Annotated in this window: 16 protein-coding genes and 1 pseudogene; all 17 read right to left on the bottom strand. The window is 38.7% G+C overall.

All coding sequences use genetic code 11. From position 1 onward, the window contains the following. Positions 1-130: 130 nt before the first annotated feature. The gene (lolE, locus tag HMPREF9096_RS03720; protein ID WP_009500597.1) at positions 131-1,381 is read right to left on the bottom strand and encodes a lipoprotein-releasing ABC transporter permease subunit LolE; all 1,251 of its coding nucleotides are present in this window, start codon (positions 1,379-1,381) and stop codon (positions 131-133) included. Next, complete coding sequence (gene lolD, locus HMPREF9096_RS03715; RefSeq protein WP_009500598.1) at positions 1,381-2,064, bottom strand: lipoprotein-releasing ABC transporter ATP-binding protein LolD; 684 nt, start codon at positions 2,062-2,064, stop codon at positions 1,381-1,383. The genes lolE and lolD overlap by 1 nt, the downstream gene beginning before the upstream one ends. An 81-nt stretch (positions 2,065-2,145) precedes the next feature. After that, a complete protein-coding gene (gene bioD, locus HMPREF9096_RS03710; RefSeq protein ID WP_009500599.1) occupies positions 2,146-2,787 on the bottom strand; it encodes a dethiobiotin synthase in 642 nt (213 codons plus the stop codon). Between the two features lie 9 nt (positions 2,788-2,796). Further along, the gene (gene bioC, locus HMPREF9096_RS03705; protein WP_009500600.1) at positions 2,797-3,579 is read right to left on the bottom strand and encodes a malonyl-ACP O-methyltransferase BioC; all 783 of its coding nucleotides are present in this window, start codon (positions 3,577-3,579) and stop codon (positions 2,797-2,799) included. Beyond that, positions 3,567-4,217, bottom strand: a complete 651-nt coding sequence (locus HMPREF9096_RS03700) for a DUF452 family protein (protein WP_009500601.1) — start codon at positions 4,215-4,217, stop codon at positions 3,567-3,569. The genes bioC and HMPREF9096_RS03700 overlap by 13 nt, the downstream gene beginning before the upstream one ends. 9 nt (positions 4,218-4,226) lie before the next feature. Continuing rightward, positions 4,227-5,369 carry an 8-amino-7-oxononanoate synthase gene (gene bioF / locus HMPREF9096_RS03695; RefSeq protein ID WP_009500602.1) on the bottom strand — a complete coding sequence of 381 codons (1,143 nt, stop codon included), beginning with the start codon at positions 5,367-5,369 and terminating at the stop codon, positions 4,227-4,229. A gap of 8 nt (positions 5,370-5,377) precedes the next feature. Further along, the gene (gene bioA / locus HMPREF9096_RS03690; protein ID WP_032803486.1) at positions 5,378-6,667 is read right to left on the bottom strand and encodes an adenosylmethionine--8-amino-7-oxononanoate transaminase; all 1,290 of its coding nucleotides are present in this window, start codon (positions 6,665-6,667) and stop codon (positions 5,378-5,380) included. A gap of 21 nt (positions 6,668-6,688) precedes the next feature. Then, positions 6,689-7,870, bottom strand: a complete 1,182-nt coding sequence (locus tag HMPREF9096_RS03685) for a lipoprotein-releasing ABC transporter permease subunit (protein WP_009500604.1) — start codon at positions 7,868-7,870, stop codon at positions 6,689-6,691. Further along, positions 7,870-8,817 (bottom strand): 2-hydroxyacid dehydrogenase, encoded by a 948-nt coding sequence (locus tag HMPREF9096_RS03680; protein WP_032803445.1) that lies wholly within the window; start codon positions 8,815-8,817, stop codon positions 7,870-7,872. The genes HMPREF9096_RS03685 and HMPREF9096_RS03680 overlap by 1 nt, the downstream gene beginning before the upstream one ends. Positions 8,818-8,871: 54 nt before the next feature. Further along, a pseudogene (locus HMPREF9096_RS09160) lies at positions 8,872-8,961 on the bottom strand (IS3 family transposase); the annotation flags it as partial. 69 nt (positions 8,962-9,030) lie between these two features. After that, on the bottom strand, positions 9,031-10,986 hold the full coding sequence (locus tag HMPREF9096_RS03675) for a site-specific recombinase (RefSeq protein ID WP_032803451.1): 1,956 nt from the start codon (positions 10,984-10,986) through the stop codon (positions 9,031-9,033). A gap of 114 nt (positions 10,987-11,100) precedes the next feature. Then, the gene (locus HMPREF9096_RS09510; protein WP_009500608.1) at positions 11,101-11,238 is read right to left on the bottom strand and encodes an IS3 family transposase; all 138 of its coding nucleotides are present in this window, start codon (positions 11,236-11,238) and stop codon (positions 11,101-11,103) included. A 193-nt stretch (positions 11,239-11,431) separates the two neighbouring features. Then, positions 11,432-11,806, bottom strand: a complete 375-nt coding sequence (locus tag HMPREF9096_RS03670) for a transposase (protein ID WP_009500610.1) — start codon at positions 11,804-11,806, stop codon at positions 11,432-11,434. Between the two features lie 87 nt (positions 11,807-11,893). Then, positions 11,894-12,748, bottom strand: a complete 855-nt coding sequence (kdsA, locus tag HMPREF9096_RS03665; protein WP_005629022.1) for a 3-deoxy-8-phosphooctulonate synthase — start codon at positions 12,746-12,748, stop codon at positions 11,894-11,896. 14 nt (positions 12,749-12,762) lie between these two features. Beyond that, a complete protein-coding gene (locus HMPREF9096_RS03660; RefSeq protein ID WP_009500612.1) occupies positions 12,763-13,566 on the bottom strand; it encodes a SirB1 family protein in 804 nt (267 codons plus the stop codon). After that, positions 13,566-14,444, bottom strand: a complete 879-nt coding sequence (gene prmC, locus HMPREF9096_RS03655) for a peptide chain release factor N(5)-glutamine methyltransferase (protein WP_009500613.1) — start codon at positions 14,442-14,444, stop codon at positions 13,566-13,568. Before prmC ends, HMPREF9096_RS03660 begins: the two co-directional genes overlap by 1 nt. Continuing rightward, positions 14,444-14,884: an RDD family protein gene (locus tag HMPREF9096_RS03650; protein ID WP_032803456.1), complete on the bottom strand. Its 441-nt coding sequence runs from the start codon at positions 14,882-14,884 to the stop codon at positions 14,444-14,446. The genes prmC and HMPREF9096_RS03650 overlap by 1 nt, the downstream gene beginning before the upstream one ends. Positions 14,885-14,907 lie beyond the last annotated feature (23 nt).

The raw sequence follows: 14,907 nt of genomic DNA on the forward strand, positions 1-14,907 counted from the left end.
TTTTTTAAGAATAAAACCTACAAGTTCGTTATTAAACTATCTTTAACGTATGCTTGCAAGCCAAATAAAGTGAAATATTAAGTGAATAAAAGACAAAAAAATACCGCACTTTCATGCGGTATTCACAAAATTAATGGCTACTTAATACTTGGGCTGGTTGTAATTTAGCGGCCCTACTTGCTGGATAAAGGCTAGCAATTAAACTCAATACAAGCGCTGCAACTAAAACCATCAAAACATCCAACCAATGTAACTCACTGGGCAAGAAATCGACAAAATAAACATCGCCTGATAATAATTTCTTACCAAAAATCCACTCAATGCCTTGAATAAAGGTTGTCAGATTTAATGCAAGTATAATGCCTAACACAATACCAATTAAGCAACCTTTCATTCCTGCCTGTAAGCCATACCAAATAAAAATACGTTTAATGAAAGCATTATTTGCCCCAAGCGTGCGCATAATGGCTATATCGCCTTGCTTATCTTTTACCGCCATAATCAGCGTAGAAACAATATTAAAACAAGCCACCCCAATCACGAGTACCATCGCGATGTACATCACAGTTCGAATAAGTTGAATATCGCGATACATATAACCAAATTTACTAATCCAGTTTTGAATATAAAGCATCTGTGGATAGTCATTAAGCATGGACAAATCCAGATTTTTCACAGAAAAAGGATCATCTAATTTCAATTCAACACCTGTTATTTGATCAGGTTTATAAGTTAAAAATTCTTGTGCTTGAGTAAGCGGCAATAAGGCATAACTGTAATCAAGTTGCCCATCTAAACGTAAAATTGCAGTGACTTGCACGCGTTCACGAGTTGGTTGAGCAAGTTGTTCATCGCCGTTTTGCTGAGAAATAAGTAAGGTAACCCAATCACCCGATTTTACATCGAGTTCTCTAGCAATCCCCGATCCCAAGACTAATCCACCTTCTTTACCAAATTTATCCCACCCTTGCTCTTGTACGAAATTACCAAGAGAGCTAACGCGATCTTCTGCTTGTTTTTCAATGCCCTTCACCTGAACCACTTTCAGTTTTGAGCCATTTTCTACCAATGCAGTAAAACTAACAAAAGGGGAAATACCTTTAATTTGGTCATTTTGTTGTAAGCGTTTTTCCAAATTTTGCCAATGGTGAATGGTTGGATCCGTCGCATTCGGCGCAGACAAAATCTCTGCATGGGGAACCACAGCAAGAATTCGTTGATTAAGCTCACGCTCAAAACCATTCATCGCACTTAAGCCAACAATTAAAACTGCAACGCCCATCGCAATGCCGATAGCAGAGAATTTTGAAATTAACGCCACCAACGGATTCTTTTGCTTACCTCGTTGATAACGCCAACTAATAAAAAAAGGCGTATTCATTATGCACCTTCCTTCAAAATACCATCTTGCATGACTAAACGGCGTGATAATTTTTCAGCAAGCCCCATATCGTGAGTGACTAATAAAAAAGCGATATTTTGCTCTTGGTTAAGTTGTTGAATGAGTTCAAAAATGCTTTCTGTGGTCTTGTGATCGAGATTTCCTGTGGGCTCATCCGCTAAAACTAATGATGGATTATTCACTAAAGCCCGCGCAATCGCCACACGCTGACGTTCCCCTCCAGAAAGCGCTGATGGACGATGCGTCATTCGATGACTTAATCCCACCGCACTTAGCATTTTTTCGGCACGATCTTTCGCTTCTGTTTTATTTTGATGACCAATCAACATCGGCATCATCACATTTTCAAGTGCGGTAAAATCTGCCATTAAATGATGGAATTGATACACAAATCCTAAATAGCGATTACGCAAAGCAGCTAATTCATTAGCCGATGTTTTTTGCAAGGATTGTCCATTAATAAACACTTCACCACTACTTGGCTGATCTAAGCCACCCAAAGTATGCAATAAAGTACTTTTCCCTGAACCAGAGCTTCCCACAATCGCAACCAACTCTGCGGGTTCCATAGAAAAAGAAACGCCTTTTAACACTTGCGTTTGATTTTCACCTTCTTGATAAAATTTATTGATGTTTTCGCATTTTAATAAATAGTTATTCATTTTTTACTCGTTTTAACCGCACTTTAGCAGCAAATCATCTCATTAAAAACTTGCTCGAGTCTATCACACTTTTCCCTGAGCTTAAATTTCAATGCGCCCAAAGTATTCAAATCCCGTCTCAGGAAAATATCTTTTAAGATAACGCTTTAAATAGCCTTGTGTCTCTTGACTAATGATAGGATCGTATTCTGGATAACCGTTATACATTACGCTTAGCACTGACACACCATAAGAACGACAGGCTTCTAAACTTAATAATGTGTGGTTAATACTACCTAATTTTCCCGATGTCACTAAAATCAAAGGGTAATTGTTTGACTGGATATAATCTAACGTCGTCGCCTTTTCGCAATAGGGCACCATTAATCCACCTGCCCCCTCCAGCAACACATAATCATATTTTTCTGCCAAAAGTGCGGTGGATTTTTCAATAATTTTTTCATTAATTTCTCGCCTTTCGAGCTTTGCCGCTAAATGAGGAGAACAAGGATATTCAAAAAGATAAGGGCAGGTTTCGCCTTGTAAGTCTTCTTCCGTCAAATCAATTCCTTGAATCTTTCGATGTACAAGCAAATCATCAGCGATATTTTTACAGCCTGTTTGAATCATTTTTTGTGTAATAACGGAAAAGCCTTGTTCCATCAATTTTTTAGCATAAATGCCTGTTGCAACTGTTTTACCGACATCGGTATCAATGCCCGATACAAAAATAACCTTGCCCATAAATATGCCTTACTGATTTCTAGCATGAGAATAACGTGCGATCAAAAACAATGGATGATAAGTTAACCGCACTTTACCCGATGGCAAACTAAAAGCCTGTAAGTAATCATCAATAAATTTGTTGAGATTTTGTCTTGTCCAATTTTTCTGGTTAGTCGCTGTTACACCAGTATATTTCAGATGTTTGAGTACATCCAATGGCGTATCAAACTCTAGTATTACATTAAAATCGTCACACCATAAAAGCTCAAAATCATTGGCTAACCAATTTTTCCATTGAGATAAATTAGGATAACTTAACCCCACATTCGTCATTTGGCGAATCTCTTTTAAATTATCTTCACCAAAGCTCGTAATCGCCAATAAACCATTAGGTTTCAATCCTGTTTTACAATGGGAAATAAAATTAACAGGATGATGGAACCACTGTACCGCTGATGCACTTGCAATCAAGTCAAATTGTCGTTGAAAAGGAAAGATCTCTGCATCACCACAATAAAAATCAAAGGGTTGAATCAGTTTTTCAGCGAGTAGAGAGTGCACATCGCACAAATCATTAAATAACCAATAATTCGCTGAAATCTGTTTTTGCAACAATGAACTCAACATACCAGACCCACAACCGAGTTCCAAAACGCTATTTAGTGACCCATTTGGTAAATAGTCTTGCAAATGCATCATTAACTTAATATTCATTTTTTGTTGAATTAACGCATGTTCATCATAGCTATTTAAGGCTTTCTGGAAGGCGTGTTGAATGCGTGATTTATCTACGGAAGTTAATGATTCCATAATGCCGACCAGTGGATAAATCTTGAAAATACATAATGCTCACCCTCTATTTCCTGAACGGCACAACGGGATGCCCAATATTGGTGCTGATTAGCTGGCATAAAAATTTTATCGCAAGAACTAACCCATGCATTTGTCCAGTGAATAAGATCTGTGCGTTTATCCTGCTGAATCATCGCAAAAAGTGCGGTGAGTTCTTGATGAATTTCGTTAAATGGTCGTGCAGGAAATTGCTGATAACGTTCAAAAGATACTTTGTCACCACAGATTCTACGCTCAAACTTTGTACGGGTATTTTCTGCGAGATTATCTAGAGTACCTTTAAAAATAGCGTAGGGAATACCGAAGCTATCATCACAAGGTAAACCTGTACCATTCACTGCTGTGGAAGATTGTAAGGTGATTCCTTCTTGTAATACTCTTTCTGCCACCCAAACACCCATTGACCATGCCACTACACGAATTTGCTGATAGGCAGAAAAATCAAAATCTAACTTCAAATCTTGATAATCGTAGCAAATTAATAAATTGTGATCTGTTGGCAAAATCAAATGAGCTACAGCATCAAGAGGTGTCCCCCAACCAGCAAAATAAACTATCAAATGCTCACCTTGATGATCATAAAATTTCGTTTTCACATTATTTCCTTATAAGCATGCCACAAACTGTTTTACTTCATCCATTGTCATATCTACCGTCAAAGATAATCGTATTCTGGATGTACCTTTTGGTACTGTCGGTGGTCTAATCGGCAAACAATAATAACCTTGCTCTTGCAGAGCTTTCGCCTTAGCAAGGGTTGCTTCATTCTCGCCTAAAATATAAGGAACGATGCAAGTTTGGCTTGGCATTATTTGCGTTCTATGCTCCACTTCTTGGCGTAAAAATGCACTTAACTGCTCAAGATGCGTTCTTTCTTTTGAAAATTGTGGCAATCGTTCAAAAATAAAATGAGTCCACGCCACATTAAACGGCGGAAGTGCGGTTGAAAAAATCAATGGACGCATTTGATTAATCAAACACTCTTTTAATATTTGATCACAGACGACATAAGCCCCCATTGAAGCTAAGGCTTTGCCAAAAGTGCCAACCAATAAATCTATATCAGCTATCACATTAGCTCGCTCAGCAATACCTAATCCGTTTTTACCATAAACGCCTATTGCATGGGCTTCATCCACATAAAGATAAGTATTTGGAAACTGTTTTTTTAATTGAACAAGATAGTTCAAATCAGCTACATCGCCATCCATACTAAAAACCGATTCCGTCACAATAAAAGTGCGGTCAAATTTTCCAGCATTTTTTTCGAGCAGACTCTTTAGATGTTCATAATCATTATGACGATAACGAAAGAACTCACATTGGCTTAAACGGATGCCATCAATCATACTGGCATGCACTAATTTATCTGCCAAAATTAAACTTTTTGTTGTCGTCAACGCTGGTAAAATACCAAGATTGGCGTGATAGCCACTGTTAAATAATAAAGCGCTTTCTCGTTGGAAACGTTGAGCAATAAGCTGCTCGAGATCGGTATAAACAGGAAAATTTCCCGTTAATAAACGAGATGAAGAACTAGTAAAAGAGGGGAAATTATCGCCATATTGCTGTAAAAAAGACTGGCGCAAGTTTTCATTTGATGACAAACCTAAATAATCATTAGATGACATATTCAACATTGTGCGATTTTCTCGCGTAATATATCGTCCTTGATGAACTAAATCAGGAATTGAACGATATTGATTTTGTGCCCTAAGTTGTTCCAGTTGCTGTTTAAAAACATCCATTTTTCATCCTAATGTTCATATTCCTGCTTTAAAGCCAGAATCATGCCTTCCGTTAATTTCAGAAGTTCATCATCTTTAATCACAAATGGTGGCATCACATAAACCAATTTTCCGAAAGGTCGAATCCAAACACCTTGTTCCACAAAACGTGGGACTAAAGTTTTCATATTTACCGCACTTTTCATTTCAACCACCCCAATCGCCCCTAATACACGAACTTCTTTGACGTAATCTTTTTCAGCTAAAGGCGAAAGCTGTTGTTTTAAGGAAGATTCAATTCGCTGAATATTTTGCTGCCAAGGACTTTCCAATAATAAACGGATAGATTCTGCCGCAATTGCACAGGCCAACGGGTTTGCCATAAAAGTGGGGCCGTGCATAAAGCATTTAGCCTCACCGCCACAAATAGTTTGCGCAATTTCAGTGGTCGTAATGGTTGCTGATAAAGTTAAATAACCACCTGTTAAGGCTTTACCGATACACATAATATCTGGCGAAATCCCAGCATGCTCGGCAGCAAATAATTTCCCTGTACGGCCAAAACCCGTGGCAATTTCATCAAAAATTAGCAATACACCATATTGTTTACAAAGTGCTTGCGCTTTCACTAAATAACTTGGCGAATAAAAATACATTCCGCCCGCACCTTGCACGACAGGCTCTAAAATCAGTGCGGCGATTTCGCTCCCTTTTTTCTTAAGTAAATCAGCTAAAGGTTCAATCGCACAATCATTCCAAGATTCATTAAATGGAATATTGGGCTGAGGAAGAAAATATTGTACGGGCAGGCTATGATGAAATAAATGGTGCATACCTGTGGTTGGATCACACACTGACATCGCATTCCAAGTATCACCATGATAACCCGAACGAATAGTGGCAAATTTTTGTCGTTGTACTTCCCCTTTAGCGTGCTGATATTGAATAGCCATTTTCATCGCCACTTCCACAGCAACAGAACCACTATCTGCAAAAAAGAGCTTATCTAAGCTATTTGGCAAAATTTTTACCAATAATTGAGCTAATTCTACCGCGGGTTCATGGGTAAAACCGCCAAACATAATATGGCTCATTTTTGCCAACTGATTCTGTGCCGCCGCATTTAAACGAGGGTGATTATAACCATGCAGCGCCGCCCACCAAGAAGACATACCATCAATCAAACGACGACCATCTTTTAAGGTTATCATCACGCCATCTGCTCGTTCTACCGCATAAAGTGGCATATCAGAAGAAACTGAAGAATAAGGATGCCAAATATGTTGTGTATCAAAAGCTAAAAGTGATTGTTCATCCATCATTCATTTACCATTAAAAACTTATTCGTATCGCAAGGCAGCGGCAGGTTCTACTTTTGCAGCACGATAAGCGGGATAAAGGGTAGAAAGTAAAGAAAGTAACAAGGAAAATCCAATAACCAAAATTATTTGAATAAATGACAATTCTGTCGGTAAAAAAACACCTTGTGGATTTACCGCACTTACAATGTCTGTTAAGTTCAAGGTGACTAAAACACCTAAAATAGCACCGAGCAATGTGCCAACAAATCCCACCAGTAATCCTTGATAAATAAACACTGAACGCACTTGGGATTTTGTTAAGCCCTGAGTTTGCAAGATCGCAATTTCCCCTTGTTTATCCACCACCATTAAACTTAATGAAGTCACGATATTGGAAATCGCCACGACAATGATCAAACTAATTAGCAATCCCATCATATTTTTTTCCATTCTCACTGCTTGGAAAAACTCACCTTTTTGGATACGCCAATCCGTAATTTTTTGTGTTGGGAAATGTTGTGGGAGTTCTGTAATTTGGAACGGATCATTCAAAAATAAACGATAACCCTGCGCTTGCTGAGGCTGAATACGCATTAAGCGACCAATATCTGTAATATTAGCAAAGGCTTCATAACCCGATGCTTCGCCATAATCATAATAAATATCGCTAACCGTAAATAAACGCTGCATTGGCACGCGACCGAATGGTGTATATTGGCTATTTTCCGTAATCATCAAACGGATTTTATCCCCAATATTCACGCCCAGTTTTTGCGCAAGTTGATCACCAATGACCAGTTTAAACTCTCCACTAGGCAAAATTTCATTAAATTTAGCCTGATCAAAAGATTCAACCAAAGGATCATCAGAAAATGATTGAATACCAATAATTTGTCCTGCACTCACTCCTTTTGTCGTTTGATAAATCACATTTGTTGTATTGATCGGCACGGCTTTTTGGACAAAGTGCGGTAAATTTTCTAATGTTTTTTCTGTAGAAACAGGCTGTTCTTCACTCACAATCGCATGAGGAATGGAAGATAGCACCTGTTGTTTTTGGTAACCTTCTAATCCATTCATCACAGAAAGCACGATGATCAATGCCATCACACCTAGCACAATCCCCAGGCTTGCAAGATTAGTTACTAATCGCCCAAAACGATCCGCACTTTTCGCCCGCCAATAACGTAGCGCAATATAAAGAGAAATAGGAAAATTCATTATTTTTGATTTAATTGTTGTACAAATTCTTCGATATTTTGCATTACTTTGCCAACTAATGTTGTCACTGCACTATCACTCGCCCAAGCAATATGCGGGGTGATAATTAAATTAGGAATAGTTTTTGCAGCTAAAATTAACGGATTATCTTTTTCTGGTGGCTCTTTTACCATTACATCCAAAGCCGCTCCGCCTAAATGCCCTGTTTTTAAAGCATCAACTAAGGCAAGTTCATCAATCAAAGGCCCACGCCCTGTATTAATCAAAAATGCACCTTTTTTCATTTTGGGTAAGGTTTCTGCATTCATTAAATTCTTTGTTGTTTCAGTTAATGGGCAATGCAACGTCACAATATCCGCTTGTTTTAATACTTCATCAAAGGGCGTATAACCTTCACGGCAAACAGTGGCATCTTTATGTTCTGCATAAAGCACTTTCATTCCCACAGCATTCGCCAAACGCCCCACTTCTGTCCCTAAGCAACCTTTACCAAATACGCCTAATGTCGAACCACGCACATCTGTAATGGGATAATCAAAATAACAAAATTGTTTACTTTCCTCCCATTTTGCTTCCGTTTGATCGCGTAACCAACCTGACAAACTGTGTTTTAAAGAAAAAATCAGACCGATGACGTGTTCTGGCACGGTTATACTGGAATAGCCTGTCACATTACGCACGGCGATGCCCATTTCTTCTGCAGCCACAAGATCAACATTATTGGTACCAGTTGCAGTAATCGCAATCAACTTTAACTTAGGTAATTGTTTTAACGTTTCTCGATCAAAAATGACTTTACTCGTAATAACAATATCAGCATCTTTTGCTCGTTCAATTGTTTCTGCAGAAGAAGTATGCTCATATTCAGTCCAAGTATGCGCAAAACTTGGACGAGGAATAGGGATATGTTTAGGGATAGCCGTACTATCTAAAAAGACGATATTCATCATTTCTACTTTTATATACAAAGTGATCTGCCCCCCAAAAGTTGGACAGGTTAGTTAACTTAAATATTGAGCTCGGTATTGCACTGGGCTCAATCCTTTGAAAGCAAGTTTAATTCGTTTTTGGTTGTAATACACTAAATATTCTCAATTTCAGCCTGTAATTCAGCGATTGAGTGATAAGTCCGAGAGTGGGGTGCAGATCACTTAAGCCGATTATTTATCTAATTGAACAGGAAGAAATAAGCTTAATGGACGTTTTTTCACAATTTGACAAACTTCATACCAAATTGGCCACCAGCTATCAATTTCCGCATTCAAAGAACGCAGTGCAACCCAAAGCGTTAATGAAAAACTGACAACTAAATTCACTAAACCAATCAACAATACAAAACCAATGCATTGTAAAAGCAATAAATAGGTGAATTGTCCGCTCACTGCAATATAGCCTACATTCGCAGATGAAAATGCCACATGACGAATATCTAACGGAAGGTGCGTTAAGTAACCTACCACACCGGTAATCCCAAGCAACATACCAAAGCAAAGGTTACCGATAAGCGAGCCATAATTCTCATGCATATAATTAGCAAATTTAACGCGAGATTTCTCAGACATTAATTTTTTCAATAACGGATGTTGGGTTAAACGCATACGCATATTCAAATAATTGCTACGGTTATCAAAATAACCCGAAATAATCCCTGAACAGAATAACCATACACCCGCAATGGCTGCAAACCATAAAGTTCCCGCAAAAGGATCAATGCTATGTAACTGATAAGCGATTTGATCAGCATTCATCAACGGCTCACCTGTTTTATATTGGTAACCAAAAGCAATCAATGCAGCCAATCCCATCGCAATGAGCACATTACCTAGCACCGCAATACTTTGAGAGCGAAATACATCTACTAATAATTGGGCTAATTTCATATTGACACTTTTACCTTGAGGTGTTTTCTCAACAGCCTCAGCAAAATGGGCTGCAGTCATGGCTGGCTGTTTCGTTGCAACCGTAAAATGCAACATAAAGATCACCATAAAACCTAAGCCGTAATTTAAGCCTTCGGCAATCCCTTTCCAGACTTTGTCATCAATAATGCTGCCTAGATAGATTTTAAATAGCGCCATCAGTGCAATTAATACACCACCACCTGCCGCAGAATAAAACATTGCCCAATACTCTTTTTTATCTCGAGTAATGTAATGCTCGCCGTGATCGCCCGCATTTTGGGTAATACTACGTGAAATTAATCTAGAGCTTTGTTTCCATAATCGGATGATGCTATGTTTTTCTGCTGCTGCGCGGGCAAAACAGCCAGTTAATAACAATATTCGGCGTGGTAAATAGCGATTTGAAACAAAAATCGCCATCAAGGTTTCTAATCGTTCTAAGGTCTGAGAAAGACGCTCCAATAAATAAGCCGTATTTAAAGAAGAACCCACCACTGCTCCACGTTTTTGCAAACGCTCAACCAATTTTTTACATTGGCTAAACATTACCTGTAAATGGCTATCATCAAAAACGGTTGATTGGCGGCGCGCCTGTAACCAATTCACCACTTCATGGTGTAATGCCACAAAAGGGGAATCTGCGTTCAACAGAGAGGGCTCCATTCGCATCAGCTCAGGATCCATATCTTCAGCAGCAATCCAAATTGAAAGCATCTCAATGGCAAATAGCCCTTCACTTTCAATATGATTTTTTAAACGCTCACGATCTTTTTGTTCTGTACAATGGGTTAAGACGCCAAATACGCCTCGCCACGTTTTTAAAGGAACAGCATCAATCCAGCGTGCATCATTTTTATCGCTAAATAATAAATAAAAAATATCACGTAAATCATTAATATCTTTAAAAGAGGGGTTAAAACGCTCATAAATACGCGTTTTCATCTCCTGTCCAAAACCGCCACGTGTAAGAATACCGCTACTAATAAACAAGTGGTAAAGGCGTAAACCACATAACCAACCACATAATAATTTCGAAACAGAACATCCTAATTCTTTATCTTTCTTTAAGATAAACTTAAACAAATGCAAGGTCGGAGAAATTTTTTCTGTGGGGCTGCTACGTAATAATTGGCACAAGCCCTCCACGAGACCAAAGGCATCGTTTTCCGCCACTTTGTTACGCAAAAATTGCGGTAAGGTATCGATTTTAATCATGAGCTTCCCCCTCATATCGTTTATATTCAAAAGCGTGACATTATACAGCGCTGTTGGATAAAGTAAAAATTAACGGAAAAAGCGATCTGCCCCCCAAAAAGTTGGACAGGTTAGTTAACTTAAATATTCTTCAATTTCAGCCTGTAATTCAGCAATTGAATGATAAGTCCGTGAGTGAAAACACTCTGATTTTAGTATCGCAAAAAAACTTTCAATCCCCCCATTATCGTAGCAATTTTCTCGGCGACTCATACTTTGAACCGCTTTACCTTTTAGCGTAATTTGAGCGTCATGGGGCGATAACCATCTCGGTTTTTGTTCTTTTTATACGGCGATAAAATAGCTTCTTTAGCTTCGTGATAATTTCGCTTAATCTCTTTATAGTAAAAGCTTAAGCGAGGAATTTTAGCCACACGAAGTAAATCATTTAATGCGTAGTTTGGCTTCAATCTTTCAATGATTTTTCTTTTTTCTGTCGTTGTTTTTGACGGTCGAGCGCTTCCAACTCCTTTAGGTAAGCAATCTCCGCACGAACCAAGGCGAGCTCTCGTTGTAACTTTTTAAACGCTTTAGGTGAAAAGTCTGTAGTTTCTGGAATTTCAATGTCTTTCTTTTTCATCTTTGGCTTCACTATTTTCGGTGTTTTAAGGTTTGTATAAGGCAATTTTACGCCATCAAGCCCTCTTTCCCGAAATGCTTTTAGCCAATAAATGATGAGAGCGTGGGAAATTTTATGAAGTTTAGCCACCTCACGGATACCATAATCCTGTTCGGTAACGAGTTTGATAATTTTCAAACGAAATTGATAAGAGTAGGACATAATCTGCACCTCAAAATAGGTGTCCAGGTTTTGGGGTGCAGATCAAAGTGCGGTCAAAATTAACCGCACTTTTGCTTAAATATTTTCTTAGATTGAAGTATCCAATTCTGGGAAAGATTTTACTAAATCATCAATCGCTTTCATTTGAGAGACAAAGCCTTCAAGCGCAGAAAGAGGCAATGCAGATGGGCCATCACACTTCGCTTGATTTGGATTTGGATGCGCTTCTAAGAATAAACCTGCAATCCCTACAGCTAAACCTGAACGCGCTAATTCGGTTACTTGTGCGCGACGGCCACCTGATGCTGCCCCAAATGGATCACGGCATTGAAGTGAGTGGGTTACATCAAAAATAACTGGGCTACCCTTAGATGCTTTTTTCATAACACTAAAGCCAAGCATATCCACAATTAAATTATCGTATCCAAAGTTTGTTCCACGATCACAAAGAATGATTTTATCGTTACCACATTCTTCGATTTTTTCCACGATATTGCCCATTTGACCCGGGCTTAAGAATTGTGGTTTTTTCACATTAATCACTGCACCTGTTTTTGCCATCGCTTCAACGAGATCTGTTTGACGCGCCAAAAAGGCTGGAAGTTGAATAATATCGACAACATCTGCAACAGGCTGACATTGATAAATTTCGTGTACATCAGTAATAATTTTTACCCCAAAGGTATCTTTTAATTCTTGGAAAATTTTTAAGCCTTCTTCCATGCCTGGGCCACGGTAAGAATGAATAGATGAACGATTCGCTTTGTCAAAAGAAGCTTTAAACACATAAGGCACGCCAAGTTTCTCCGTCACTTTCACATAAGCTTCACAGACTTGCATTGCCATATCACGACTTTCAAGTACGTTCATTCCGCCAAAAAGCACGAAAGGTTTGTCGTTTGCAACATCAATATTGCCGATTTTTACAATTTTATTTTGCATAAATTTTCCTTAAATCAATGGAGGGCAAAAGGATCTTTATCAATCTCGCCCTTAAGTTCTAAAAGTTGAGTTCGGATTAAAGCCGCAGTTGGGTCTTCCGGACAACGTTCCACAAAAAATTCTAAATCTTTTAATGCTGAAGGATAAGCGCCCATCTGAGCTAAAACCAAACCGCGATCACGGATGTGATAAGGATCTTCATCATTACCAATCAATAAATTTTCAATATAACGGTATGCCATGTCGTTATGTTCTTCGCGGATAAGTGCATTCTTCGCCAGTTGCTCAAAACGAGAATAAAGCAAGGAAAGATCGGCTCTATCAAGTTCTGCGGGTTGAATTTGCATACCAAAGCCAAATGCACCTTCATAAAGTTGCTGTAACTTTTCTTGTGAAATATAAGTACCATCCCAAGGATCAATAAAAGCCACTTCATCTCTTACTTCAGCACGTAAAATGAGCTGTGTTGGGAAATTTACGGGGTAAATCGGCAAATCCAATACCTCGGCTAAATAAAGCACAATTGCCCCAAGCGTCACTGGCATTCCTTGACGATGCTCCAACACATAAGGCAAATACAAATTGCGTGCATAGAAATACTCTTCTGGATCACAATGAAAGCCCCAATCACCATAAAATAGCTGTAATAGCTGATGAATCTGCTCTTCTTTCGGCCAATCTGGCGAAATTTCTTTACGCGCTCGACGCACAAACCCACCAATTTTTCCCCGAAGTTGCGCTTCTGATGTGCCATCATCTGAGATGGTATTATAAAAATGCACAAATTGATCGTATAACGCACGTCGATAATATTTCATTACTTCTTCCAAAAACCTAAAGTGACGCGCTCATTGTCGCCATAATCACGCACGGTTTCAACCATTTCCCAATGATTTTCTTGGAAAATTGACCGCACTTTTTCGCCTTGTTGCCATCCGTGTTCAAGCAACAATACGCCATTAGAATTCAAATAACTCGGTGCTAATTCAATAATATGACGTAAATCAGTATACCCCGCATCATTAGCAACTAATGCAGAAAGGGGTTCAAAACGCACATCGCCTTGATGCAAATGTTCATCTTGAGCATCAATATAAGGCGGATTGCTGACAATAAGATCAAACTGCCCTGTTATATTTTCAAACCAACGGCTCTGCAGAAATTGCACATTTAACTTATTTCTTTCTGCATTAGATTGGGCTAACGCCACAACATCAGGCATAAGATCAACACCAATTATTTCTAATGAAATCTGTTGTTTTTGACAAATAGAGGAAAGCTCCGATGCTAATGCTAACGCGATAGCGCCTGTGCCTGTGCCAAGATCAAGAATACGAAAGTGCGGTGGATTTTTTTCCAGTTCTTCTAACGCGACTTGTAATGCTTTCTCTACGAGAATTTCAGTATCTGGACGAGGAATTAACGTGCCTTTTGAGACATTTAATGGCAACGACCAAAATTCTTTTTCACCAAGAATATAAGCGATAGGTTCGCCTTTTAGACGACGATCTAAAAATGCGGTCAATTTTAACCGCACTTTTTCATCAATCTCAGTATCATCAAAAGCAAGGATTTGTGTACGCGATTTGCCAGTAGCATGTTGAAGAAGCACAAGCGCATCAATTTTACTATTTTCAGTGGGATTTTTTTGTGCCAAATCCGCAATCGCTTGTGCCAGCCATTCTTTATAATTCATTATTTTTCGTCTTTTAACACAATTGTACCAGCCACTAAATCAGTTAAAGAACGACGATCATCGCGCACAAGTGCAACAATACCGCTAATAATCAATAAGAAACTCGTCCACGCCAATAAAATATCAATAATCTCACGGCCAATGTATTTACCAAATTCAACGGATTGATGGGTATGATAATTAAATACACGCAAGCCTAACCAGCGTTTTGCCATTGTTTGACCATAGGTTTTCATGAAATATAACTGAAAACCAGCATATACAATCGTCCCCACTACACCGACAAAATCCCCCAATGCAAAACCGAGACCAACCATCACCCAAAGCACAAGCCCATTAATCATACTAGCAAGCCAGCGTTTAAAACGGCTCGCTTGAGCGGGTTGAGAAGGCTTGAAAGCAGAAGAAAATTCAGCATCTTTTTGATTTTCAATGATCATTTTATTTCCCTGTAAAGTTAAAA

It is taken from the genome of Haemophilus sp. oral taxon 851 str. F0397, from assembly GCF_000242295.1.
Classification (GTDB): domain Bacteria; phylum Pseudomonadota; class Gammaproteobacteria; order Enterobacterales; family Pasteurellaceae; genus Haemophilus.

Coding starts and splice junctions, on each gene's coding strand:
- bioD (WP_009500599.1), bottom strand. CDS start 2,787: ATGGGCAAGGTTATTTTTGTATCGGGCATTGATACCGATGTCGGTAAA.
- bioA (WP_032803486.1), bottom strand. CDS start 6,667: ATGGATGAACAATCACTTTTAGCTTTTGATACACAACATATTTGGCAT.
- bioF (WP_009500602.1), bottom strand. CDS start 5,369: ATGGATGTTTTTAAACAGCAACTGGAACAACTTAGGGCACAAAATCAA.
- HMPREF9096_RS03670 (WP_009500610.1), bottom strand. CDS start 11,806: ATGTCCTACTCTTATCAATTTCGTTTGAAAATTATCAAACTCGTTACC.
- prmC (WP_009500613.1), bottom strand. CDS start 14,444: ATGAATTATAAAGAATGGCTGGCACAAGCGATTGCGGATTTGGCACAA.
- bioC (WP_009500600.1), bottom strand. CDS start 3,579: ATGGAATCATTAACTTCCGTAGATAAATCACGCATTCAACACGCCTTC.
- HMPREF9096_RS09510 (WP_009500608.1), bottom strand. CDS start 11,238: ATGAGTCGCCGAGAAAATTGCTACGATAATGGGGGGATTGAAAGTTTT.
- lolE (WP_009500597.1), bottom strand. CDS start 1,381: ATGAATACGCCTTTTTTTATTAGTTGGCGTTATCAACGAGGTAAGCAA.
- HMPREF9096_RS03685 (WP_009500604.1), bottom strand. CDS start 7,870: ATGAATTTTCCTATTTCTCTTTATATTGCGCTACGTTATTGGCGGGCG.
- HMPREF9096_RS03675 (WP_032803451.1), bottom strand. CDS start 10,986: ATGATTAAAATCGATACCTTACCGCAATTTTTGCGTAACAAAGTGGCG.
- kdsA (WP_005629022.1), bottom strand. CDS start 12,748: ATGCAAAATAAAATTGTAAAAATCGGCAATATTGATGTTGCAAACGAC.
- HMPREF9096_RS03680 (WP_032803445.1), bottom strand. CDS start 8,817: ATGAATATCGTCTTTTTAGATAGTACGGCTATCCCTAAACATATCCCT.
- HMPREF9096_RS03650 (WP_032803456.1), bottom strand. CDS start 14,884: ATGATCATTGAAAATCAAAAAGATGCTGAATTTTCTTCTGCTTTCAAG.
- HMPREF9096_RS03660 (WP_009500612.1), bottom strand. CDS start 13,566: ATGAAATATTATCGACGTGCGTTATACGATCAATTTGTGCATTTTTAT.
- lolD (WP_009500598.1), bottom strand. CDS start 2,064: ATGAATAACTATTTATTAAAATGCGAAAACATCAATAAATTTTATCAA.